The 24,364-nt window shown below is 63.4% G+C and carries 21 protein-coding genes; 14 read left to right on the forward strand and 7 right to left on the reverse strand.

Annotated features, from left to right (window positions below; genetic code table 11):
- The 5 genes from VIZ63_RS04140 to VIZ63_RS04160 form a co-directional block, all read left to right on the forward strand.
- Nucleotides 1–187: TolC family protein (locus VIZ63_RS04140; RefSeq protein WP_331608237.1), on the forward strand; the 187-nt coding region annotated here is incomplete at its 5' end.
- Between the two features lie 236 nt (nt 188–423).
- Nucleotides 424–741, forward strand: a complete 318-nt coding sequence (locus VIZ63_RS04145; protein ID WP_331608238.1) for a hypothetical protein — start codon at nt 424–426, stop codon at nt 739–741.
- 173 nt (nt 742–914) lie between these two features.
- Complete coding sequence (locus VIZ63_RS04150) at nt 915–3,011, forward strand: TonB-dependent receptor domain-containing protein (protein ID WP_331608240.1); 2,097 nt, start codon at nt 915–917, stop codon at nt 3,009–3,011.
- Between the two features lie 150 nt (nt 3,012–3,161).
- Complete coding sequence (locus VIZ63_RS04155) at nt 3,162–4,655, forward strand: CHRD domain-containing protein (RefSeq protein WP_331608241.1); 1,494 nt, start codon at nt 3,162–3,164, stop codon at nt 4,653–4,655.
- A 283-nt stretch (nt 4,656–4,938) separates the two neighbouring features.
- Nucleotides 4,939–6,135, forward strand: coding sequence for an HD-GYP domain-containing protein (locus tag VIZ63_RS04160; RefSeq protein WP_331608243.1), 1,197 nt, complete (start codon nt 4,939–4,941; stop codon nt 6,133–6,135).
- On the opposite strand, the gene VIZ63_RS04165 is transcribed toward VIZ63_RS04160, so the two are convergent.
- Nucleotides 6,099–7,244, reverse strand: a complete 1,146-nt coding sequence (locus tag VIZ63_RS04165; RefSeq protein ID WP_331608244.1) for a hypothetical protein — start codon at nt 7,242–7,244, stop codon at nt 6,099–6,101. The two genes, VIZ63_RS04160 and VIZ63_RS04165, sit on opposite strands and share 37 nt — an antisense overlap.
- Before the next feature lie 146 nt (nt 7,245–7,390).
- Between VIZ63_RS04165 and VIZ63_RS04170 the strand changes: the two genes are divergently transcribed.
- The 5 genes from VIZ63_RS04170 to VIZ63_RS04190 all read left to right on the forward strand — a co-directional run bounded on the left by VIZ63_RS04170 (nt 7,391) and on the right by VIZ63_RS04190 (nt 13,296).
- Entirely contained in the window at nt 7,391–7,624 is a 234-nt protein-coding gene (locus VIZ63_RS04170) for a hypothetical protein (protein WP_331608246.1), read from the forward strand.
- Between the two features lie 272 nt (nt 7,625–7,896).
- Nucleotides 7,897–9,021: an efflux RND transporter periplasmic adaptor subunit gene (locus VIZ63_RS04175; RefSeq protein ID WP_331608247.1), complete on the forward strand. Its 1,125-nt coding sequence runs from the start codon at nt 7,897–7,899 to the stop codon at nt 9,019–9,021.
- A gap of 87 nt (nt 9,022–9,108) precedes the next feature.
- Entirely contained in the window at nt 9,109–12,174 is a 3,066-nt protein-coding gene (locus VIZ63_RS04180; RefSeq protein ID WP_331608248.1) for an efflux RND transporter permease subunit, read from the forward strand.
- A gap of 178 nt (nt 12,175–12,352) precedes the next feature.
- Complete coding sequence (locus VIZ63_RS04185; protein ID WP_331608250.1) at nt 12,353–12,802, forward strand: GFA family protein; 450 nt, start codon at nt 12,353–12,355, stop codon at nt 12,800–12,802.
- A gap of 53 nt (nt 12,803–12,855) precedes the next feature.
- Nucleotides 12,856–13,296, forward strand: coding sequence for a GFA family protein (locus VIZ63_RS04190; RefSeq protein WP_331608251.1), 441 nt, complete (start codon nt 12,856–12,858; stop codon nt 13,294–13,296).
- A gap of 119 nt (nt 13,297–13,415) precedes the next feature.
- Here VIZ63_RS04190 and VIZ63_RS04195 read toward each other — a convergent pair whose 3' ends face one another.
- The 4 genes from VIZ63_RS04195 to VIZ63_RS04210 form a co-directional block, all read right to left on the reverse strand.
- Nucleotides 13,416–14,102 (reverse strand): glutathione S-transferase family protein, encoded by a 687-nt coding sequence (locus tag VIZ63_RS04195; RefSeq protein WP_331608252.1) that lies wholly within the window; start codon nt 14,100–14,102, stop codon nt 13,416–13,418.
- A 37-nt stretch (nt 14,103–14,139) separates the two neighbouring features.
- Nucleotides 14,140–14,850, reverse strand: coding sequence for a YceI family protein (locus VIZ63_RS04200; RefSeq protein ID WP_331608254.1), 711 nt, complete (start codon nt 14,848–14,850; stop codon nt 14,140–14,142).
- A 134-nt stretch (nt 14,851–14,984) separates the two neighbouring features.
- Entirely contained in the window at nt 14,985–15,215 is a 231-nt protein-coding gene (locus VIZ63_RS04205; protein WP_331608255.1) for a PspC domain-containing protein, read from the reverse strand.
- 153 nt (nt 15,216–15,368) lie between these two features.
- A complete protein-coding gene (locus VIZ63_RS04210) occupies nt 15,369–16,520 on the reverse strand; it encodes a LacI family DNA-binding transcriptional regulator (protein ID WP_331608256.1) in 1,152 nt (383 codons plus the stop codon).
- Between the two features lie 145 nt (nt 16,521–16,665).
- Between VIZ63_RS04210 and VIZ63_RS04215 the strand changes: the two genes are divergently transcribed.
- Nucleotides 16,666–17,940, forward strand: a complete 1,275-nt coding sequence (locus tag VIZ63_RS04215; protein WP_331608257.1) for an MFS transporter — start codon at nt 16,666–16,668, stop codon at nt 17,938–17,940.
- Nucleotides 17,941–18,060: 120 nt separating this feature from the next.
- On the opposite strand, the gene VIZ63_RS04220 is transcribed toward VIZ63_RS04215, so the two are convergent.
- Nucleotides 18,061–19,482, reverse strand: a complete 1,422-nt coding sequence (locus tag VIZ63_RS04220; protein WP_331608258.1) for an amino acid permease — start codon at nt 19,480–19,482, stop codon at nt 18,061–18,063.
- Nucleotides 19,483–19,585: 103 nt separating this feature from the next.
- On the opposite strand from VIZ63_RS04220, the gene VIZ63_RS04225 reads away from it, so the two are divergent.
- Both VIZ63_RS04225 and VIZ63_RS04230 read left to right on the forward strand, forming a co-directional pair.
- Nucleotides 19,586–19,924, forward strand: a complete 339-nt coding sequence (locus VIZ63_RS04225; protein WP_331608259.1) for a lipid-A-disaccharide synthase N-terminal domain-containing protein — start codon at nt 19,586–19,588, stop codon at nt 19,922–19,924.
- Nucleotides 19,925–20,052: 128 nt separating this feature from the next.
- Nucleotides 20,053–21,657 carry a DUF2235 domain-containing protein gene (locus tag VIZ63_RS04230; RefSeq protein ID WP_331608260.1) on the forward strand — a complete coding sequence of 535 codons (1,605 nt, stop codon included), beginning with the start codon at nt 20,053–20,055 and terminating at the stop codon, nt 21,655–21,657.
- Between the two features lie 220 nt (nt 21,658–21,877).
- Here the strand turns inward: VIZ63_RS04230 and VIZ63_RS04235 are convergent, their stop codons facing one another.
- The gene (locus tag VIZ63_RS04235; RefSeq protein ID WP_349261122.1) at nt 21,878–22,441 is read right to left on the reverse strand and encodes a TMEM165/GDT1 family protein; all 564 of its coding nucleotides are present in this window, start codon (nt 22,439–22,441) and stop codon (nt 21,878–21,880) included.
- Between the two features lie 553 nt (nt 22,442–22,994).
- Here VIZ63_RS04235 and VIZ63_RS04240 point away from each other — a divergent pair.
- Nucleotides 22,995–24,317, forward strand: coding sequence for an efflux RND transporter periplasmic adaptor subunit (locus VIZ63_RS04240; RefSeq protein ID WP_331608262.1), 1,323 nt, complete (start codon nt 22,995–22,997; stop codon nt 24,315–24,317).
- The last annotated feature ends 47 nt before the right edge of the window (nt 24,318–24,364 follow it).

Raw genomic sequence — 24,364 nt, forward strand, 5'->3', positions numbered from 1 at the left:
TGCGCGCGAGAACGCCGACCTCACGCGACGCAGCTATCAGGAAGGCGGAGTCAACGTGTTACAGGTGCTGGATGCAGAACGACGCTACCAGCAGGCACGACTGGGTTTCGTGCGCGCGCAGGCGCAGCGGTATATCGACACGGCTCAGTTGTTCCTCGCGCTCGGCGGATCGACGCCGCAAGGTTGAAGTTACGGAGGTCTCCTTCTGCGGCGCGCGCATCCATGGATGCCTGAGGAATCGCGATCGGCAGCGGCTCTTTGTGACGGGAAGAACAGGGCGAGTGGCTTGGCGGACCCGGATTGTGCCGCGGACAGAAATGCGTGACCAATGGGAGTTGGCAACCTCGCGGGTTTTTCCGCAGCCCTGACTCCTGCAAACAACCCTTGACGGACGCGTAAATCGCAGCTGACACTTGAACCGTCATGCGTGGCACGTTCCCATCCATTCCGGTCAGCTCGCGACCACGGCTCGAAGCCGTTTTCCTCGCGCTTGTGCTCGGGTTATGGCTGGTTGCGTACTCCTCCCATGTGCATGCCAGAGACGATCACGGCTCGCTCGGCGATCCTTCCACCGCATGTTCCTTCTGCGTGTCGCTGCCGGCCGGTGCCACACCGCCGACGCTGCCGGTGCTGCATGCACCGCAGGTCAGTGCCGAGACTGCGATCGTCGATCGAGTTCCTGCGCTGCGGTCGCAGGATGTTCCTTCCTTCTATCTGAGCCGGGGTCCTCCCGCGCATTGATCGACCGACGGGTGTACGTGACCTGGCTGCAGGTCTGCATCCTTTCCTCTGTCGATATCCGTCGTCGCAGCAGCGGTCGAGCGTCTCGAGGCATCGCCTCGATACATCGTTGCTGTGTGCGGTCATCCGCCGCGGGCTGAAGCTCGCGTGGACTTCAATGCATTGAGGCTCCCATGAATTCCCGGATTCAACGCGACCTGCGGCTTGCCGTCAGGTCGATTCTCGCCAGCTCGCTGGCGGCAGCGTGCTGCGCGAGCGCTGCCGATACTGACGATCCGATCGAAACGGTGCGGGTGTATGCCACTGCCGTTGATGAGGATCCCGAAAACATTTCGTCGGCGTACAGCATCCTCGGTGGCCGGCAGCTGCGCGAACGGGCGCAGGCGACATTGGGCGACACGCTCAATGGCCTGCCCGGCGTCAACGCCGACACGTTCGGCGGCGGCTCGGCGCGGCCGATCATCCGCGGCCAGACGGCCCCACGTGTCAAAGTGCTGTCCGACAGCATCGCCATCCTCGATGCCTCGGACATTTCGCCCGACCACGCCGTGGCCGTCGAGCCGTCCCTGGTCGATCGGATCGAAGTGCTGCGCGGTCCGGCAACGCTGCTCTACGGCAGCGGTGCAATCGGCGGCGTAGTGAACGTTCTGGATCGCAAAGTGCCGACGACAGTACCGGACGAGCGCATCACGGGTTCTCTCGCGCTGCGTGGCGGCACCGTTGCCGATGAAAGGGCCGGCGCCGTGGGCATCACTGCACGGGCGACCGATCATCTGATGCTGCGGATTGAAGGCGCGTCGCGCGATGCGAAGAACTACGAGGCGCCGCACTACGCAGAGCCGCGTGTCGACGGTACATGGGCGGAGTCTGCCAGCGGCAGCATTGGTCTGTCGTGGGTCTCCGATCGCGGTTACCTCGGTCTCGCCTACACCTATCGCGACGACGACTATGGCTTGCCGGGTCACCATCACGAGTACGAAGGCTGCCATCCTCACGACAACCTTCTGCATTGCGGCGACCACGAAGCAGAAGGCGAGGGCCACGAGTACGATGAGCACGAACACGGCGTCGCTCCGGGCATTGCACTGCTCAGCAAGACTTTCGAGTTGCGAGGCGAGTGGCATGGGCCGTTTGCCGGCGTCGAACGCATTCGTCTGCGAGCGAGCCAGACCGACTACCGGCATGACGAAATGGAAGAGGGCATCGTCGCGACCACGTTCAGCAACGAAGGCTATGAGGCACGGCTCGAAGTGCAGCACGCCGACGTGCTTGGCTGGCGAGGCGTGATCGGGGCGCAGTACGCGAACACGGAGTTCAGCGCACGCGGCGACGAAGCTTTCCTGCCCACCGTGAAGAGCGAGACTGTCGGAGCGTTCGCCGTCGAACACTTCGAGCTGTCAGACGCCTGGCATTTCGAAGCGGGCGCGCGCCAGGAGTGGCAGCGTCACGTGCCGGTGAATGATCCACGCAACCGACGGGTGTTCAGCGACTCTGCGACCTCGGTGTCAGCGGCAGTCATCTGGGAAGTGGTGCCGGACTATTCCCTGACCTTGTCCGGCGCGCGCTCCGAGCGTCTGCCGCACGCGCAGGAGCTGTATGCGCGCGGCGTCCATCTGGCGACCAGCACTTACGAATGCGGCCTGATTGCGCATCCGCTGACATGCGGTGGTCTGGAGAACAATGCTCCGCTCGCGACGGAGACATCGAACAATGTGGAGTTGCGCCTGAGTTCCGATGTCGGTGCGTTGAACTTCAGCATCGGCGCCTACTACAACAAGGTCGACGACTACATCTATGCCCGCACGCTGGATCGGTTCGAGGATTTTCGCCTGATCAAGTACACACAGCGCGACGCGGAATTCACCGGCGCAGAGGCGGAGGTCGGCTATCGATTCTCGGAGCGTCTGACGGCCACCGTCTTCGGCGACTATGTACGTGCCAGGTTCGATGACGATAGCTATCTGCCGCGCATCCCGGCATCGCGTCTGGGCACGCGTTTGAACGCAACGGTGCGCAACATCGGCGGCGAACTCGAGTACTACCGTGTCAATCGCCAGAGCGATATCGCGGACTACGAGTCGTCGACGCCGGGCTACGACATGGTGAACGCGACCGTGAGCTATCGGACCGGTGGCAAGGCGGGACTCGAAATGTACCTGCGCGGCAGCAACCTGCTGGATGAAAGCGCCTGGAATCATGCGTCCTTCCTGGCCGGTGTCGTGCCCTTGCCGGGGCGTAACGTTGTCGCCGGCGTGACGTTGCAGTTCTGACCGGAATTCCGGTTGCCTGCTTGAACCGGCGCACCGCTCGCATCCACTTACCTCCGCAAGCACGCATTTGACGAGCCCGCTGCACGCAGCGGACCTCGCGTGCGCGCTTCGCAACGCAATGTCGTCATTCGATGCGAAGAGGTTTTGGCCATGCGCTCGTTGCAACGACCCGGTCTCGCGGCGCGCGGGACGATTGCATTCCTGTGGTCCTTCCTGTTGTTGATCGTCGCCGGCTGCGGTGGCGGAGGAGGGTATGGCGGGGGCAACAATCCGCCGCCGGCACCGCCTCCTGCCGCACCCACGGTCAGTCTGGGCGCGTTGCCACCGGGCTCGGTGAATCGGACCGTAGCGCTCGAAGCGGCTGCAACTGCAAGTGCCGGCATCAGTCGCGTGGAATTCGTCGTCGATGGCACCGCCATCGGCAGCGTGACGATGGCGCCGTACCGGATCGACTGGGATACCTCGGCCGTTGCCGATGGCGCGCATTCGCTGACGGCACGCGTCACCGACGCGGCAGGCACTGCCGTCACCTCGGCGGCAGCGACGGTCAACGTGAACAATCATCCGGTCGTGCAGGTCACGCTGTCGCCGGATGAAACACTGCCGCGCCCGACATCGAGCGCCGGCGGCTCGGGAGAATTCACCTTCAATCTCATCGACGGCAGCGTCACGGGCGGGGTCAACACCACCGGCATCGTCGCTACCGCCGCGCATATTCACGATGGCTTCGCGGGCGCGACCGGTCCGGTGATCGTGCCATTCGTTCAGAGCGCTGCGGATCCGACGCGATGGGACGCGCAAGCCGGCGCCGTGCTGACGGGAGACCAGGTGACCGGATTGCTTGCAGGCCGGTTGTACGTGAACGTGCATTCGGCGGCGTATCCGGCCGGTGAGATTCGCGCGCAGCTGCGGTGCGAGAACATCACAGTGGTCTTCACCGCGATGACCGGCGCCGAGGTCGTGCCAGCGGTCACCACCTCGGCGACCGCCACGGCAGCGACCACGGTCGATGCCCAGGGCAGTACCGCGACGATCAACATCATCTCGACCGGAGTGGACGATGCGTCCGCCGCCCATGTGCACAAGGCGGCGGCTGGCGCCAACAATGACACTGCGCTCATCAGTCTCACCCAGGATGGTGCAGCGCCGGGCCGCTGGTCGGCGCAACTGCAACCGATTACTGGGGCAGATCGCACGGAGTTCAACGACAACGGCTGGTACGTGGACATGCACACACCCGCGAATGCAGGAGGCGAATTGCGCGGGCAGATCACGCCGAATCCGTCCGCTCCGCCGCCACCACCGCCGCCACCTCCGACAGTGACGCTGGCGCAGCTGCAGAGCCAGATCTTCACTCCGGTCTGCTCGGGATGTCACAACGGCAACGGTACGGGACTGCCCGGATCGATGAATCTCTCGTCTGCAGTGGCAACGTTCAATGCGCTGGTCGGTGTGGCCAGCAGCGAGCAACCTGCGGTCCTGCGTGTCGCGGCCAACGATGCGGCCAACAGCTACGTCATCCGCAAGCTCGAAGGTACGCCCGGCATCAACGGCAGTCGCATGCCGCTCGGTGGACCCTTCCTCGACCAGGCAACCATCGATCAGGTCAAGGCGTGGATCAACGCGGGCGCCGCGAACAACTGAGGATCCGCAGAAAATTTCACACGGAGGGCACGGAGGACACGGATAGCATCTCGCAGCGTCCCGACCTCCGTGATCTGCGCCCCGCGGGATTTCCGTTGGTCATGCTCTTCTGTGAACTCAGGTTCTTCGGGGCATGCGGCGAATGCCCCGACCTGGTCCCACCGAGACCCAGTTCTCACAATTGACGGCGGGGGCTTCTTCATTTCCAGCTCGCTCCTGCCGATGCAGCAACCACGTACCCGCGAAAGACGCGAGGCCATGGGCTGCCGGTGGTGCAGGATCGATGTTGAAAAAAATCCCGATATCGCAGGTTCGCAGGGGGATGTTCCTGAGTTCGATCGAAGGGTCGTGGCTGAATCACTCCATCTGGAAGCTGCGTTTCGTCATCAATGACGAAGAAACGCTGGCGCGCGTCCGCAGTTGCGGTGCCGCCGAATGCTGGATCGACACGTCCCAGGGCCTGGATGTTGAATCCGCACCCCCGGTCGTGCAGTCCGTTCGTGCACCGGCGCCGACGCCAACGACCGGAGTACGCAAGTCGATGGGCGACGAGCTGCAGAATGCAGCCAATGTGTTGAAGCGCTCCAGAACGGCCGTCAATTCCCTCTTCGCGGAAGCGCGCATGGGCAATGCGGTAAACACCAGCGAATGCAAGCCGCTGGTCGATGACATCGTCGAATCCGTCGACAGCAATGCCGATGCGCTCATCAGTCTGTGCCGCCTGAAACTGGCGGACGAATACACATACATGCACTCGGTGTCGGTGTGCGCGCTGATGGTGTCACTCGGCCGGCAGCTCGGCCTGGATGAAGCGACCTGCCGCGACGCCGGTATGGCCGGACTGCTGCACGATCTGGGTAAGGCTGCGATGCCACAGGACATCCTCAACAAGCCCGGCAAACTCACCGACGACGAATTCACCATCATCAAATCGCATCCCGCAAAGGGGTACGAGATGCTGCTGGAGAGCGGTGTCGACAACGAGCGGGTCCTGGATGTCGCGCGTCATCATCACGAGCGCATGGACGGCACGGGTTACCCGGACAAACTTGCCGCCGACGATGTCTCGCTGATCGCCCGCATGAGCGCGGTCTGCGACGTGTACGACGCCATCACATCGAACCGCCCGTACAAGGCCGGTTGGGATCCGGCCGAGTCCATCGCCAGGATGGCGTCGTGGCAGGGGCACTTCGATCCGACGGTTCTGCAGATGTTCGTGAAGACGATCGGCATCTATCCGGTCGGTTCCCTGGTGCGCATGGCCTCCGGCAAGCTCGCCGTCGTGGTCGAGCAGAACACGAAGAAGCTTACAGCGCCCAAAGTGAAAGTGTTCTTCTCCACCAGGTCCGGCATGCCGCTGCTGCCGAAGCTGCTCGATCTCGCGGACGCGCAGGTTCAGGAAAAGATCGTCGCGCGTGAACCGGCGGAGAACTGGAATTTCAGCTACCTCAACGACCTCTGGTCGAACCACATTCCCTGAGTCCAGGCGCGGGCGCCGTCCGCGCGCTGCTCCCGGTTCTGCGCGGTGGAGTCGAGGCTCTGCAGGATCTTCTGATCCGACGTCGGCTGGAAGCGGATGTAGCCCAGCTCCTGTGCAGCGGATTCCAGGCGCTCTTTCTCGCCGATGTTCAGGGGTTTGCTTCCCCGCAACGTCGCCATCATCGTCTGCGCGAGCAATGAGGTCCGCAGTTTCAGCGTGGCGGTGCAGCGCGTCAGTGGCGCAATGTCGGCGCCTGGCGCGAAGTCATCGAGCAACCGCAGCGAGTACTGGCGCAGATGTCCCACTTCGTTGAGGGCCACGATTGAATCGCTGGCCGGTGGTAGTTGCCAGTCGCGCCGCAGGCGTTCCATGCGCGCGAGATGGATGTCCGCGAGAAAGAGATGAAACCAGCAGCGCTGATAGGCGGAGATGCATTGCATGTCCGCCCGATCGCGCACCACGAGATAGCGGCCGCGCGTCACGTGGTGGTTCACGAGCTGCACCGACGACGTATCCGACAGTCGCATGCTGCCGCCGAATTTCCACGGGCCGATTCGCACCGAGTCGCGTCGCAGATCGACAGCGCACAACACCGTGCCCCGACCGTCTGCCAACTCCGCCCGGCACAGTACGACGTCCGCCACACTGGCGAGCGACATGTAGTCACAGGTCCCATCGATACGGATTCCGTCCGCAGTGGCCGTGGCTATCAACGGTGAGTCGACGGTTTGCGTACGTTCGCCACCGACGTTGGCAAGGATCAGCGATCGCTGGTGAACATCCCGCAACAGCAGGGCCCGCTTGAGTCGTGCCGGGCTCAGCAGCGGTATGGGCACGCACTGCAGGGCACAGAGCGGATACAGATGCATCACCACGGCCGTGGCCAGTGGCAGGCACTGAGCTGCGAGCAGGCGTGCGGGTTGCGCTGCGGACTCGAACAGCAGCGACGGTCTGGATACGGAGCGGGGATGCAGAGACAGATGTGCGCGCAAGCGGAGGAATGCCTTGCGATAGGTGGCGCGGGCGTCCAGTTCGCCGTTGGCGGTATCGACCTGCTTGACCATTGCGGCGATCAGATCGCTCACATCGTCGCGGACGGTAGCTTGCATACCTGGCCCCTGAAGTCGAACAGGAACTGACGATGCCGTAGTGACTGTGCCGGCGACAGAGCGATGGGACGAGTTGCGGTTTGCAGCCGGCCAGCTGCGTCTGCACCGGGCCAATGGCAGTCGAACGGTGCCATCGCCGCGCTCTGTTGACCTTCGAGGTAATCGCCAGCGAGTACGTGCGCCCTGACACTCGCGCGATGCTGCAGAACGCGCGAGAGAGTTCCGAGCAATCCACGCCACACGTTCGCGAGGATCCTGCTCGTCCGATGATGTGGCTGATTTCACGTCATACGTGGACGACCGACCAACCGGTCACGTCGCGCGGTGATCGTTGGCCGGTATTCATCATCGATGGTCCGTTTGCGGAGACGAAGGGTTAGAGGCAGGCTTTGTTCGCGCAAAAAAGTAGATCCCGGAGTGCGGAGTTCGCATACGAAGATCAAGGCCAACGGAAGTCCCGCGGGAATCGCATATCAGCATTCCGGAACTGTCCGATCGTCTCGGGTCAGCGACGCATGGCTGTGTTTGAAATGAGTAACGACGATTCATTCCTGCCGCCGCGGCAACTGTGACTTTCAGTTGCGCGCATTTCTCCCGGTCAACGCCGCCGCTAAGTTATCCGGCAGTTGTCGAATCAATCGGGAGAGTCCGGATGAAACGCAGATGGATCGCGCCGGCGGTGCTGGTCGGAGTCGTCGTCATGGCTGGATCGGCACTCGCCGCATGGAAGCACGCCAGCCTTGCAGAGGCTGATGCGCTCGCTGCGAGTCAACCGGAACCAGCGGAACTGGTGGCGATTGCCGTTGCGCAGCAGCGTCAGCACAGCCGCACGACCACATCGATCGGCACCGTCGTGGCGCTGCGCTCGATCAGCGTACGCAATGAACTTCCTGGAACGGTGAAGCAGGTATCGCTGGTGCCCGGGCAGATCGTGGAGGCGGGCACGGTGCTGGTGGCGCTGGATGTGTCCGTCGAACAGGCCGAACTGCGCGCCCTCGAGGCGCAGGCCGAGCTGGCACGAACCCAGTTCGCGCGCATGCAGCGCATGAGCGAGCAGCGCGCTGCCTCGGAAATGGAAGTGGACACGGCGCGCGCGGAACGCGAAGTGTCGCTGGCGCAGATAGAGAAAACCCGGGCGGTGATTGCGCGCAAGACCATTCGTGCGCCGTTCCGTTCGCGGGTGGGCATCGCCGATGTGCATCCGGGACAGTATCTGAATGAAGGATCGCTGCTGACGACGCTGCAGGGTGTCGACGATTCCGTCTATGTGGACTTCACCGTCGCCCAGCAGGTAGCCGCGGCACTTCGTCCGGGAACCAGCGTCGCAGTGCTGACCACCGGCGATCATGCGATCGAGGCGCACATCCTCGCCATCGATGCGAAGGTCGATCCGACGACGCGTAATGCCATGGTCCGGGCCCGAGTGCGTGATGTCGAAAGCGCGCCAACGCCCGGAGCCTCGGTTCGTGTGCAGGTTCCACTCGGCACGCCCACGGTCGCGGTGGCGATACCTGCCAGCGCACTGCGCAAGGGACCCTCCGGTGACCACGTGTTCGTGGTCGAGCAGGACGAGAAAGGCGACATGCGCGCCCGGACCCGCGCCGTGACCGTGGATGCGATGACAGGCGATGAGATCGTCGTGACCGCAGGGCTGTCGGCAGGCGAGCGCGTGGCAGCGTCGGGGTCTTTCAAGCTGCGTGAAGCGGCGCTGGTCGTCGCCGCGACGCCATCACCGGCGGTCGCCGCAAACACGGTTGCGACGACGACTCTCCAATGAGGGTCTGGTACCCGACTCTTTTCGTCATTCCCGCGCATTCGGATGGATTCCCGCCTGCGCGGGAATGACCACCTGACAGAGGCTGCCATGCGTTCCTTCACCGATATCTTCATCCGGCATCCGGTCCTTGCCGTCGTCGTCAACCTGGTGCTGGTGCTGGTCGGTACCCGGGCGCTGCTGACGTTGCCGGTGCAGCAGTTCCCGAGTGTCGAGAGTTCCTCGATCATCATCACCACCGTCTATACGGGCGCGAGTGCCGAGACGATCCGCGGCTTTCTGACGACGCCCATCGAGCGCGCGGTCTCCGCGATCAGCGGCGTGGACTACATCGAGTCCACCAGCCGCGCCGGTATCAGCACGGTGATCGTACGATTGAAGCTCGATCACGACAGCACCGACGCGCTGGCGGAAGTGACGGCGCGACTGCAGCAGGTCCGGGCTGAACTGCCCGCGGAAGCCGAGCCGCCGGTGGTGGACGTGCAGCGTGCGGACCGGCCATATGCCACGTTCTATCTTGGCTTCACTTCGACGCAACGCGATGTGCCGGCGCTGACGGACTGGTTGTCGCGCACACTGCAGCCGCAACTGACGACCGTCGAGGGCGTACAGCGAGTGAGCTATGAGGGCGCGCGGCCATTGGCGATGCGGGTGTGGATCGATCCGGACCGGCTCGCCGCACACAATCTGTCGCCGGGCGATGTGCAGGCGGCCTTGCAACGGAACAACTACCTGGCAGCGGTAGGCCAGACCAAGGGCAACCTGGTGCAGGTCAACCTGCTGGCCGATACGGATCTGCGTGCGGTGTCGGAGTTCGAGAACCTGATCGTTGCCGATCGCGGGGGCGCGATCGTACGGCTCAGCGACGTGGTGCGTGTCGAACTCGGCGCCGAAGAGGCGACCATGATCGCCAAGTACAAATCGCAACAGAGCGTGTATCTGGGCGTGTGGCCGCTGCCCGGGTCGAACGAGATCGAAGTGGCGCAGCATCTGCGTGATGAAATGCAGCGGATCGAGGCGAACCTGCCTGCCGATATCCAGATGCGCCTGGTCTGGGACGGCACGATGTTCATGCGCAGCGCGCTCAAGGAAATCACCAAGACGCTGGCGGAGACGGTACTGATCGTTGCGCTGGTGGTGTTCCTGTTCCTGGGATCGATCCGCACGGCGCTGGTGCCGCTGGTGGCCATGCCCGTGTCGCTGGTCGGGGCGGCCATCGTCATGCTGGCCTGCGGCTTCAGTCTGAATCTGCTGACGATCCTCGCCATCGTGCTGTCCGTCGGTCTGGTGGTCGATGACGCCATCGTCGTGGTCGAGAATATCGAGCGGCACATCCGCGAAGGAAAAACCCGCATCGATGCGGCGCTGCTCGGCGCGCGTGAGCTCTCGGGGCCGATCATCGCCATGACCATCACGCTGGCGACGGTGTACACGCCGATCGCATTCCAGGGCGGACTGACCGGATCGTTGTTCCTCGAATTTGCGATCACACTGGCCGCGGCCGTGGTGGTGTCCGGCATCGTGGCGCTGACCTTGTCGCCGGTCATGAGTTCGCGTTTCGCTCATGCGCATGGCAAGCAGGCGCGCCTGACGACCGTCGTCAACCGGGTGTTCGACGTGGTGAGCCGGGCGTATGCGCGGGGGCTGGACCGTGCTCTCGACATGCGTGCGGTGGTCGTCGTCCTGGCGTTGTGCGTGACTATCGCCGCCTGGCCGCTGTATCTGTACTCACGTCAGGAACTGGCGCCGGTCGAGGATCAAAGCCATATCAGTCTCTTCTTCGAGGCGGCGCCGGATTCGACGCTGGCGGCGACCGATCGCGATTCGCAACGTCTCGTCGAGGCCATCCAGTCGTTTCCGGAGACGGACTTCATGTGGTCGCTGACGGCCGACTGGGGCGGATTCGGCGGTCTGGTGGCGAAGGACTGGCATGAGCGCGAGCGGTCGACGCAGGAGATGTTTGGCGACGTGTACAACGCGACGTCCCAGGTGCCGGGTCTGCGCGTCTACACCCGGCTCGATCCGCCGTTGCCGACACCCGGACAGTACGACGTCGAGATGATCATCCAGAACGAATCGTCGCTCGAAGAGCTCATGAGCACGGTGCAGACGGTGCAGGAGGCCGGCATGCGCAGCGGCAAGTTCCTGTACGTCGATACGGATCTGAAGTTCGACCTGCCGCAGGCGCGGGTCGTGCTCGATCGAGAGCGGCTCTCTGATCTCGGCCTCGATCTGGCCACGGTGGGTCGTGAGCTCGGCACGATGCTCGGCGGCGCCTACGTGAACCGCTTCAACTACTTCGATCGCAGCTACAAGGTGATTCCGCAGATCGGCGACGCCGATCGCGCGACGCTCGAACCACTGCTGGATCTCAAGATCAAGACGCCGGACGGCAGGCTCGTGCCGGTTTCGACCTTCATGCGCATCGAGTCGGCAACGGGTCCGCGTACGCTGAATCGCTTCCAGCAACGCAATTCCGCACGCGTGTTCGCTGGTGTGCAGCCCGGCGTCACGAAGGATGAAGGACTGCGAGCTCTGGAGGCTGCGGCCGCGGCCACGTCGAATCCACTGATCGACTACGCGGGCGAGTCGCGGCAAATCCGGCAGGAGGGGGCGGCACTGACCGCGACACTCGCATTCGCGATCGTGCTGATCTATCTCGTGCTCGCCGCGCAGTTCCACAGCTTCCGCGATCCATTGATCGTGCTGCTGGGGTCCGTGCCTCTGGCGATTTCCGGCGCGCTGGTGTTCACGTTCCTGGATCTCACGACGATCAACATCTATTCGCAGGTCGGACTGATCACGCTCGTCGGGCTCATTGCCAAGAACGGCATCCTGATCGTCGAGTTCGCCAACACGCTGCAGGCGCGCGGCCTGCAAAAGCTCGCGGCGTTGCGTGAAGCATCGCTCACGCGTCTGCGACCGGTGCTGATGACCTCCGCCGCAACCGTCTTCGGGCACTTTCCGCTGGTGCTGGTCTCGGGCCCCGGAGCCGAGGCGCGCAACAGCATCGGCATCGTGCTCGTGACCGGCATGATCGTCGGCACCGTCTTCACGCTGTTCGTCGTGCCCGTGTTCTACAGCCTGATCGCGTCGGACCATCGCTCGGTCGACGCGAGCGAGGAGGTCGTTCAGCCCGCGCAAGTCCCCGCCTGATTTGCCAGTTCTGATGCCGCATCCTGCTGCGGCATACTCAGGTAAGGACTGATCAAGTCCTTACCGTGTCCCGTTGGAGAACGGGATCCAGGTCAAAACATCAAGTTAGCTGATCGAGTCGCAGCGAAAGCGGACTTGATCAGCGCTTACTCCGGACGCTTGCGATCAGGAGAGGCTCATGAGCGACTCGACGACAGAAGGCGGTTGCCTGTGCGGTGCAGTGCGCTATCGCATCGCAGGACAGCCCCGCACCAGCAGCATCTGTCATTGCCGTACCTGCCGGCGCGCCAGCGGTGCTCCGTCCGTGGCCTGGTTCGTCGTGAGGACCGAGCAATTCAGTTTGCTTCACGGCGATCTGTCGACGTTCGCCTCTTCGATGCCGGTCCTGCGGCAGTTCTGCGGCCGATGCGGCAGCCCGATTGCGTATCGGCATGCGGACGATCCGGCGTCGATCGAACTGACCACGGCGAGCCTGGATGATCCGGAGAGCTTTCCGCCCAGCCGCGAAATCTGGTTGTCGCACCGACTGTCGTGGCAGGCCATCGATTCGCGACGCGAACAGGACCCTGATGAAAGTCAGGTTCAGCCACAGCAGACCGACAGTAGAGGGAATAACAGCAGAGCGTAGACTCCGACGGATCGTGGTCAATCAATCCCGGGCGGACCGGGGGGAGTGCGCTCATGGCGAATGCAGGCGAAGGTCCCTACAGGGGCAGCTGTTTCTGCGGCGAGGTGCAGTTCGAAGTGTCGGGGAATCCGGCGGCCATGGGTTACTGCCATTGCAGTTCCTGCCGGCATTGGTCGGCCGGCCCGGTCAATGCGTTCACCCTGTGGCCGCTGCCGGCGCTGAAGATCACAGGGGGCGCGAGCAGCGTCGGCACGTACAACAAGACGCCAATCAGCTATCGCAACTGGTGCACGAAGTGCGGCGGCCATGTCTTCACCGAACATCCGACGCTGGGGCTCGTCGATGTGTACGCAGCGACGCTACCGCAACTGGTGTTCGAACCGGCGCTGCACGTCCACTACCAGGAGACCGTGCTGCGTATCCCCGATGGCAAGCCGAAGATGAAGGACATGCCGGCTGAGATGGGCGGATCGGGCGTGATGCTGCCGGAGTGAGCAAAGAGCGGTACACAAAGGAACGCACAGGAGCACAAAGGAGCACAAGAAAGTTCGAACCCAGAGTTTTCCAGTGTTCTGGCTTTGCGATTATTGCGGTCGTTTGTGCTCTTTTGTGGCTATGCCTTGGTTTCCACAAACCGGGCCGGGATCGCCTCCTGATACGGAAACATATGGAAGTACGGGCGCGCTGCGGCGAGTACGCGCTGGAATGACGCGCGCTGGACCAGGCGTTCAAAGTAGTCGATCAGATGCGTGTGCGACTGCGGAAACGGCTGCACGATCCCGGCGAAGAACAGCGCAGGCGCGGCGGAGCAGTCGGCGACGGTGAAGGCATCGCCCGTTGCCCAGGGCTTGTCCGCCAGTTGCCGATCGATCATGCCGTACGCGGTGGTCAGGATCGCGGCGGCTTCTTCGACGCCGGCGGGGTCGTTGCGTCCGGCGGGTCGGATGCGGTCGACCACGATCTTCTGCATGGGCACGCTCACATACAGATCGAAGAAGCGATCCCACAGGCGTGCGTTCAGCTGTTCGTCCGGATCGAGCGGAAGGAGCGGCTGTCGTCCCGGGTAGTGGCGATCCAGATACTCGATGATGATCGTCGTTTCAGGCAGCGTGCGGTTGCGACGGTCGTCGCGCAGGACCGGGATTTTTCCGACGGGCCACAGGTCGAGAAAACTGGCGGCGGCCGCGGGATCCATCAGATCGACGATGCAACTCTCGAACGGCGTCCCGTTCTCGTAGAGCGCGATCAGCGCTTTGTGACAGAAGGATGCGAGCGGGTGCAGGTACAAGGTCAGTGACACGATGGTTTCCCTGGGTTGCGTCCGGTCGAACCTGCGGCTATTCCGTCGCGGCGCTGGCGAGCGGTGGGCCGCTGAACTCTGCCTCGATGATCACCTCGACCGCATCGCTCACGCCCATGGTCGAACCCGCTTCCGGGATGCCGTAGCCCATACCGAAGTCGGAACGGTTCAGGGTGCCGCGCGCCGAGAAGCCGATGCGTGCGTTCGGGTCCATGGGATGACCGGCATAGCCGCCGTTGAATGTCGCATCGAGCGTTACGGGCCTGGTCACGCCACGCAGCGTCAGGTCGCCGTGAAGTTTCATCCGGCGCGGTGCGAGCACCTCGACGCTTGTGGATTGCCAGGTCATCTGCGGGTACTGCGCCGAGTTCAACCACTGTTCGCTTTGCAACTGGGCGTTGAAGTCGAGTTTTGCGACATCGGGGTAGTCCGTTTCCAGCGAGCGTGGATCCACGGTTACCGTCGCGCTCGAGGCAGCGAGATTGGCCGGGTCGAACGTCAGGGTGGCATCGAACCTGAGAAAGCGCGCCGTGTAGTTGGAGAAGCCGAGATGATCGACGCGAAAGAGCAGGCTCGCATGCGACTTGTCGAGCGTATACGCGCCGCCAGGAACATCGACCGGTGCGGATTCCACCGCCGCCGGCGTCGTCGTGGCGGGCTGCGGAGTCGCCGCAGGTACCGGCTGTTTTGAACAGGCGGACAGAGCAATTGCTGCGACCAGAATCAGAGGGAAGTTTGTCGATTTCATTGTGTTCCTGCCGGACGGAGAGGATCGATGGCGCAAGGACGGCCGGGTGCTTGCGAATCCGACATCTTGGCATTTCGCACAGTGAGAGCGAATTCCAATCGGGCCGACGCAGCCCGATTGGACGAAATGATTGGTTATTGAGTCGAGACGATGCGCGGATCGTCGGGTTCCTGTTCCGGCGTGAGGATCCAGAACAGGATGTAGACCACGATGCCCGGGAATGCGGCCGAGCAGATCGAAATCACGACGTAGAGCACCCGCGCCAGCGTCACATCCATACCGAAGTAACGCGCGAGACCGGCGACGACGCCACCGATCATGCGGTTCGAGCGGGACCGCCGCAGGGGAGCATTGAACTGGGTCATGGATTCGACCTCGCTGGATCAATTCCGTCGCAGTTCGACGAATGACGCAATGATGGGCTCGTTTCCGGACATGCGATACCACCGACCGGCGAATGACGGCTGACGACCGGCGGCAGCCTGGAGCGCGTCGGCGAGCATGCCGATGTGCCTGCCTCAGTCGTCGGCGGATCTGTGCACGCCCGTCGATGCGCGACTGATGAGCTTGTGCGGCAGTCGCGTGGATTCAGGTGCATTACCGGTCAGCAGCGATTTGATCAACAGATCGGCCGCGGAGTACGAGAGTTCGTACGTCGGCTGACTGATGGTGGTCAGCGGCGGCCAGACAGTACGGGAAATGGCCGCGTCGTCGAAGCCGGCCACCGACAGTTCGCGCGGAATGGCGATACCCATTTCATGCGCGGCCATCAGCGTGCCGGCGGCCATGTCGTCGTTCGCCGCGAAGATCGCTGTCGGCCGGGTCGGCAGCGCCAGCAGCTGTCGTGCAGCCTGCAGGCCGGAGTCGAACAGGAAGTCGCCCTGGCGCACGTAGTCCTGGTTGAACGCGATGCGGTGCGCCCTGAGCGCGGCCTTGTAGCCCTTGAGCCGCTGACCGCTCGCATGGTGGCCACGCCGGCCGATGATGAAGGCGATGCGGCGGTGACCGAGGCCGATCAGGTAGTCGGTCATTTCGCGCGCGGCCCCTTCGTCGTCCATGTCGGAATAGGGCGAGCGATGTTTCGTGTCGTTCGGTGCGATGCGTGCGAATGGCAGGCCGTGTTCGTCGAGCACCCGAATGATCTCGGCGGATTCGCTCAACGGCGGCGCCAGAATCAGGCCATCGATATGTGTCTGGTTGGCGAAGGCCATCACGTCCCGCGTCAGTTCCTCGCCGCCGCCGGTGACTTCGTGCAGGAGGAGCAGGAACTTTCCTTCGCGACAACGCGCCAGCGCACCGCGCTGCACCTCGATGGTGTAATTGCCACTGGGGTTGTCGTAGACGAGACCGATCAGGTACGAACGCCGGCTCGCCAGGCTGCGGGCCGAGGGGCTGGGGTGATAGTTGAGACGTTTGACGGCGACGAGCACGCGTGCGCGGGTTTCTTCGCGCACGTTGGGTTCATTGTTCAGAACCCGCGACACCGTCTTGATGGCGACGCCTGCGGCCCTGGCAACGTCGTTGATGCTGATCTTGCGTGATCGTGTACGGGACTCGTCGTGCTCAGCGGTCATGATCGTGCGTTCAAAAGCATCGGGCCGGGGCCCCTGGTCGATGTGCGGATCGATGTTGTAGGGACCCGCGCGGCGAGCCCGATTGTGCGCGCGCATGGTACACCGATGACCTGTGCGGGAGGCATGAGCGCTTTCGTCACCGGTGAGTTCCGATGTAAAACCTCGAGATCGCAAGGCGATGACGTGCGGCCTCCTGGAAGTCGACGGGCGCCAGTTCCATAAGAATGAGGGGGGAGGATCCATGGTCGAATCCGTTGCGGGCATCGGCGTGGCTGCGGTGCGCGCCGGCGATGAGTTGCCGCGCGTCAGGCCTTCGTTCGTATTCGTCTACGCCCTTGCGTACGCCGGCGTATGGCTGGCGCTGCTGACGCCCATGCTCGTCACGATCGCGCTGCGGGTCCGGCAGCTGTCGCCGGAGAATGCAGCGGGGCAACTTGCCCTCGTGCTCGGCGTCGGGGCGTTCTTCGCGCTCCTCGGTAACCCGGTGTTCGGACGCTGGAGCGATCGCACGACTTCGCGCTTCGGCATGCGACGTCCCTGGTTGATCGGCGGCATGCTGTGCGGCATGGCAAGTCTCGCCATCGTCGCCCTGGCGCCGAACATTCCCGTGCTGCTGCTCGGCTGGTGTCTGTCGCAGCTGGCATTCAATGCCGTGCTGGCTGCAATAGTCGCGGTTCTTCCCGATCAGGTGCCGGAGTCGCAGCGTGGCACCGTGGCGGGTGTACTGGGCATCTGCATGCCGATCGGCCAGGTCAGCGGCACCTTCCTCGTGCAGTCGTTGCCCACTTCCATGCTGATGATGTTCCTGACGCCGGCCATCGTCGGTTCGATCGCGGTGCTGTTCCTGGTCGCGTTGCTACCGGACCGGCGTCAGCTGCCCTCGCAGTTGCCGGCCTCGACGCTGCGCGATTTCCTGCGATCGTTCTGGCTGAATCCCGTGCAGCAATCCGACTTTGCCTGGGCGTGGCTGAGCCGGCTTCTGCTGGTGACGGGCACCGCATTCCTGACGACTTACCAGTCGTACTACCTGATCGACAAGCTTGGTTACGACGTCGCCGAGGTGCCAGGTCTGATTTTCAAATCGATGCTGGTGCAGGCGAGCATGGTCGTCATCTCGAGTCTGCTCGGCGGCCGGTTCTCCGATGCGACGGGTCGCCGCAAGATATTCGTGATCGTGGCGGCGGCCGTGTACGGCTCGGGGCTGTGGACCATCGCCGCCGCGGGCGACTATGCCGCCGTGCTGATCGGCATGGCGCTGACCGGTGTGGGCCAGGGCGTGTACTTCGCGGTCGATCTGGCCCTGGTGACGCAGATTCTGCCCAACCGCAAGCTGGATGCGGCGAAGGATCTCGGCATGTTCAACATCGCCAATGCATTGCCGCAGTCGATAGCGCCAGCATTGGGCCCGGTCATTCTGTGGCTCAGTCGCGGCGACTACACCTGGCTGTTCATCGTGGCGGGCTCCATCGCTTTGCTGAGTTCGATCGCGATTCTGCCACTGAAGGGCGTGCGCTGATGACGGCGTGAGGGCTGCTGGCCAGAATCGGAGCAAAGCCGCTGTTCTTCTCTGGCCAGCAGCCCTCACAGCAATCACGTCACTGCTTACGTCCTTCCGTTCGTGCTGAGGTTCGTGGAATTACCCAGCGCGTTCCGCCACGGCGATCACGCTCTTGTGTCGGGCGATGAACAGGTAGATCGCGAGGCCGAGGACGTTCCAGACCAGGAAGCGCAGGGTGGTCGCGAGCGGCAGATTCCAGAAGAGGTACAGACAGCCGAGAATGGCCACTGTGCCGACGACCCATGGCAAAGGCGTGCGGAACTTGCGCGGAAAATCTGGCGCGGTCCTGCGCAGCGTCAGCATGCACACGGCGACGGCGATGAAGGCGAACAGTGTTCCGGCATTGGCGAGGGCGGCGATTTCATTGAGCGGCAACAGGCCGGCGATGATCGAAACGATGACGCCGGTGATGAGCGTCATCAGTACGGGTGAACCGGTGCGCGGGCTGAGAGCGCTCAGACGTTGCGGCAGCAGTCCATCGCGAGCCATCACGAAAAAGATGCGCGACTGGCCGTACATGAACGCCATGATCACCGTCGGCAGCGCCAGCACCGCTGCGCCCGCGATCAACGTGGCGGCGACCGGGTGATTGAGATTGCGCAGTACCATGGCCAGCGGTTCGGGGCTGGCCGCCAGCGACTGATAGCTCGCGCCGCCGAGGGCGACAGCCGCGACCGCCATGTAGATGACGGTGCAGATCAGCATCGAGCCGACGATGCCTATCTTGAGGTCGCGGCTCGGGTTGCGCGTTTCTTCCGCGGCTGTTGATACGGCATCGAAGCCATAGAACGCAAAGAAGATGATGGCCGCGGCCGCCATGACGCCGTGCTTCACCCCATCGATTTCCGTGCCTGCAAAACCAAACGGCATGAAGGGCTGAAAGTTTTCGGCATTGAACGCGGGCGCGGCTAGCCAGATGAACAGCCCCAGTGCAATCAGCTTCACGAAGACGAGCACGAGGTTCACCGTGGCGCTTTCGCGCGTGCCGAGCGCGAGCAGGCCGGCGACAGCAAGTGAAATCAGCACCGCCGGAACGTTCAGGATCCCGCCGGCATGCGGTCCTGCGAGCAATGCGTCGGGTACGTTCCAGCCGGCGGATTTGATCACGCCGGAGGCGTAGCCCGACCAACCGACGGCCACCGCACTGCACACCACCGTGTATTCGAGAATCAGCGTCCAGCCGACAACCCACGCGAGCAGTTCGCCCAGGACTACATAGCTGTACGTATAGGCACTGCCGGCCACCGGCATCATCGTTGCCATCTCCGCATACGCCAGCGCAGCGCAGGCGCAGACGATGCCCGCGATCACGAAGGACAGTACGACTCCGGGCCCCGCGAGTCCGGCGCCTACCCCTGTCAGCGTATAGATCCCGGTGCCGACGATCCCGCCTACGCCCAGTCCGATCAAATGGGGCCAGCTCAGCGTGGGCTTCAGCGTATGACCGGAGATACCGGTCGTGAGGGAGTCGAGTCGCTTGCGCCGGTTCCAGTAGGCCACGTCTTGCTCCAGCTTGAGTTGTTATGAACGGATTGTAACGGTACGGAGGGAACAGGACGGTTGCGTTTGCGATTGAAAGCAAAGGTATACAGCGTCCAACGCCATGAACGACATCATCGCAGTGGTCTTCGGCATTGCCGTCACTCCCTGGAAGGTCGTCGGCTACCTCGGCGTTGTGTTGTTCGCCGGCCGTTGGGTCGTGCAGGTGATCGCAACACGAGCCCGGGGTCGTCCCGTCATTCCCACATCGTTCTGGCTCATGAGCGTGTCCGGCAGCGCCATGCTGCTGGCGTACTTCATCTGGGGCAAGAATGATTCCGTCGGCGTGCTCTCGAATCTGTTTCCGATGGCGGTCGCCGTATACAACCTGATGCTGGACCTGCGTGCGCGTCGCGAGGACGCAATGCGCGACTCCGTCCAGGGTCATGCCGCCGGTCGGTGAGTCGCTGACCGGCCGAATGCCCTTTTCGGCCATTCATTTCTGCAGGTGATGCTCATACGCTGCAACCCAGCCTGGACTCGGGCTGGTCGCAGTCATTCGCCGCGACCCCACCACGGCTACGCGGTGCGATGGGCAAGAACATCATCATCTGTTCCGATGGCACGGGCAACACGGCCATCAAGGGTCGCGGCACGAATGTCTTCAAGATGTTCGAATCCGTCGATCTCAACTCGCATCGCTTTCATCCGGAGCGAGCCCCGCAGGTTGCGATCTACGACGACGGCGTCGGCACCGAGAGCCTGCGCCTCATGCGCCTTCTCGGCGGCGCCGCCGGCTACGGCCTGAGCCGCAACGTCCGTCAGCTCTACAAGGAGTTGTGCCGCATCTACGATCCGGGCGATCGCATTTTCCTGTTCGGCTTCAGTCGCGGCGCCTTCACGGTGCGCAGCCTGAGCGGCTTCATCGGTACGTGCGGGATCATCGACGTGAACCGGCTCGAAGGTCCCGGGGATCTCGATGCACTGGTGAAGCAGGCCTACGAGGTGTACCGCCGCTGCTATCGCACCTGGCTGATGAAGAAAATCCTCGGCCCGCCCGAGCGCGGCGCCACCACGCAATTTCGCGAACGTCATTGCCATGGCGGCGAGCGGATTCATTTCCTCGGCGTCTGGGATACGGTCGATGCCGTCGGATTGCCGCTGCACGTGTCCGATCTGATCAACACGCTGGTGTACCAGTTCAAGTTTCCCGACCTGGTGCTCAGCACCAGCGTCGACCGCGCGGTGCATGCGCTTGCGATCGATGACAAGCGTCAGTCCTTCCAGCCGCTGATATGGGACGAGAGTGTGCCGCTGCAACCGGGTCAGTCCATCGAACAGGTGTGGTTTTCGGGTGCGCATTCGAATGTCGGCGGCGGGTATCCCAAGCAGGGCATGTCGCTGGTCGCGCTCGACTGGATGATGCATCACGCGGAACAGGCCGGGCTGCGCTTCGTTGCGAGCGAACGCCAGTACTATCGTGAACACGCCAACGTGGACGACAAGCTCTACGATCCGCGGGCGGGATTGGGAACGTTCTATCGCTGGTTGCCGCGTGATATCGCCGGCACGTGCGAAGCCAGCGGGGTGACACCCAGGTTGCACCTGAGCGTGCTGGAACGCATCGCGCATGGCACCGACGATTATCGTCCGGGCAATCTTCCGGCCCACTCGCAGGTGGTATTCACGCACACGGGCGATCCCGCCAAGGATGCTGCGGCGGGTGAGCGTGCCAAAGCGGCGGAAACGGTGCTGCGCGAAGGCCATCCCGAGGCGGCTTCGCTGCTCGGCCTGGTGAGGACGCGGCTGGCAGTCGGAAGACTGTCATACCGCATCTTCATGCTGACCCTCGTTGCGGTGCTGCTGATCGCCGCGTCAGCGGCGCCGCAGGCGACGACCTCGATGAATGCCTTCCTGTCGAGCCTGGGATCGCTGTTGTTCGCGCTGGTCACCAGTCCGATCGACACAGTGCGATCGCTGTTCTGGCACGGGTCGAACTCGTGGTGGCTGGCGGGTGTGCTGAGCGCGGGACTGCTGCTGGCCTGGTTGCTGTCGGCCTGGTCGTCGCGCGGCATGAACCGCGTCTTTGCGCAGTTCTGGTTTACCCATCAGCAGAAACTGCGCGATGGCCTGAAACGCGCGCGTGCGCGTAGTGCCGAAGTGCTGCAGTGGCGCGATCGGAGAGTGGAGAGTTGAGAAAAACAGCGGCCGACTACGTCGGCAAGGGGGCCGTCGGCAAGGGGGCCGTTGGCGAGGAGGCCTTCGGCAGGGCAGAGCGGAGCGAGACATTTCTGCCCTGCTGACAACGTCAGCCACCCTGCCGAAGGCCTCCCTGCCGACGCAGTCGGCCGCCATTTAGAAATCCCCGCTATCAACTGTCCACTATCCACTATCCACTATCCACTGCGGCCTGTGGCTACACGCCGCCACGCAGGACCAGGACTCCCATGACGATGAAGATGGCTGCTGCCGTGATGTGAATCGGTCGTAGCGGCAGCGACTTCGCCGCCATCTGACCCAGCAGCACCGCGGGCACGTTCGCCAGCATCATGCCGAGGGTCGTGCCCGCAACCACCGCAATCAGCGATTCGTATCGGGCGGCCAGCGCAATGGTGGCGATCTGGGTCTTGTCACCCATTTCCAGCAGGAAGAAGGCGACGAGCGTTGCCGCGAAGATGCCAAAGCGGGGCGGACGGGCCTCCTGTTCTTCGTCGATTTTGTCGGGGATCAGCGTCCAGATGCCCATCGCGATGAACGACAGTCCGAGAATCCAGCGCATGGCGGACGGTCCGATGGCCGCGGCCAGCAATGCGCCGACGGCACCGGCCAGGGCGTGGTTCAGCAGCGTCGCCACCAGGATGCCGAGGATGATGGGCAGCGGTTTGCGGTAGCGGGCCGCGAGCACGAGTGCGAGCAGCTGCGTCTTGTCGCCGATTTCAGCCAGGGCGACGACGCCGGTGGAGACGAGGAGGGCTTCGATCATTTTGTAGTCGCGTACCGGGTCGAGCGGACGATGGAGCCAATATCGCAACTTTCCCGCTCGATCCACGGCTAGCTGCAGGCGGGGAAATTGCATCATCGGTCTCGCCCGACTCTGGCCTTGCGGCCCGCGCCGATCGCATCGTGACTGAGCTGGCGGTCAAGCCTTGAGGCGATCTCCGCCAGGCCCGGACAGGTCTTTCGCGGCAGCTGCTTCCCGACGAACGGCGCGCAGCTTAGGTAGCCCCCTTTGAAGGGTCAATCGGGTACAGCATGAACTGCGACAAGGAAGCGGGAACCTTCGCCGGCCACACTGTCTGATCCGGGGTCCGTCAGGGTTCCCCCGTCATGGATTCCTGTAACTAACGGCGACGTGCCCGTGTTATGCGATCGAGTGAGGGCGGCGGATCTCCCGCAATCGAGAATGGACGCTGTAACCTTTTGGTGAGTCCGGGCGTCCAAGGGTGCATTGTGGGGTTGATCAGAGAGTCCGGCTCGCAGGGGTGTCCGATTCCCCTCCGCAGAAGCCTGAGGACAAAAGAAGAGGAAGCGCAGTGAAAAGTCATGCAAGGCAGCAATCCACAGCCGGGGCGCCCGGAACCGACAATGCGGCAAGTCTCCATCCGGATGCGGGGCATCGAGCCACCATCGCCCGACTGGCGACGGTGCAGTCCGCCGATGAGTTCACGACTTCTGGACCGACTGACGTCGGCTACGATAGCGGGGTGCGGGATACTGGCAGGAAGTCGATGCGCGTATGGATTATTGCGGCTCTCGTACTCGCCGCTGCGGTTGCGACCTGGATGGTCACTCGCGGACCGGAGGTGCCGGCAGCGGACCTGGCAGCAGCCGCGGCTGCCGTGCCCCTTGAACTCGCGCAGGTCGACGTAGCGTCGGTGCAGGAGCGCGTACTGGCGCGTTCACTGCCGCTGTCCGGTTCGATGTCCCCCGTTGTGCAGGCTACCGTGAAGTCGAAGGTGAGCGGCGAAGTCGAACAGGTCACTGTCCGCGAAGGCCAGGACGTCCGGCAGGGTGATGTCATTGCCCGCATCGATACGCGCAACGTCCAGGCGCAGTACGATCGCGAACTCGCCGCCGTCGAGAAGGCCCGGGCCGACCTCGACCTGGCAACGCTCAACCGCGACAAGAACCGGTCGCTGCTCGAGCAGAAATACATCTCCCAGAACCTGTTCGAGCAGACCGAAAGCGCCTATGCCGCCAGCGTGGCCAGCTTCAAACTGGCCGAAGCCCAGGCGCGGATGGTGAAAATCGATCTCGACGATGCGGTCGTGCGCGCGCCGTTCACCGGCACGATCGCCAGACGGCTGGTGCAGCCAGGCGAGAAGGTCTCGCAGGACTCGTCGATCGTGACGATGGTCGATCTGCGCCAGATGCTGCTCGAAGCCGGGGTGCCTGCTGCCGAAATTCCCTCGGTGCGCATCGGCCAGTCCGTGCGTTTCAACGTGGGCGGTTTCGGCGAACGCGCATTTACCGGCGAGGTACAGCGCATCAGCCCGACGACCGTGGAAGGGTCGCGCTCCATCACCATCTATATCGCCGTACCGAATGCGGATAGCGCACTCAAGGGCGGCATGTTCGCGCAGGGTCAGCTCGTCATCGATGCGACCCAGCCGGTACTGTCGATTCCGCAGATGGCGGCGCGCGAGGAAGCAGGCGCCACGTTCGTGTACACGCTGGAGGACGGCAAGATCGTGCGCAAATCAGTGACCCTGGGGCCGCGGGTAAAGGGTCAGGATTTCGTCGAAGTGCGTGAAGGGTTGACGGCCGGCCAGCGTGTCATCGTTGCTGACATCGGCGCGGCCAAACCCGGGGCGCGCGCCTTCGTGCGTGGTGAGCAGGTCAGTGAAGGCGCCTGAAAGGCCTGAACAGTTCGAGCGCTGAATAACGGATCAGGCAGGCAACG

It is taken from the genome of Povalibacter sp., from assembly GCF_036520495.1.
Lineage (GTDB): Bacteria > Pseudomonadota > Gammaproteobacteria > Steroidobacterales > Steroidobacteraceae > Steroidobacter.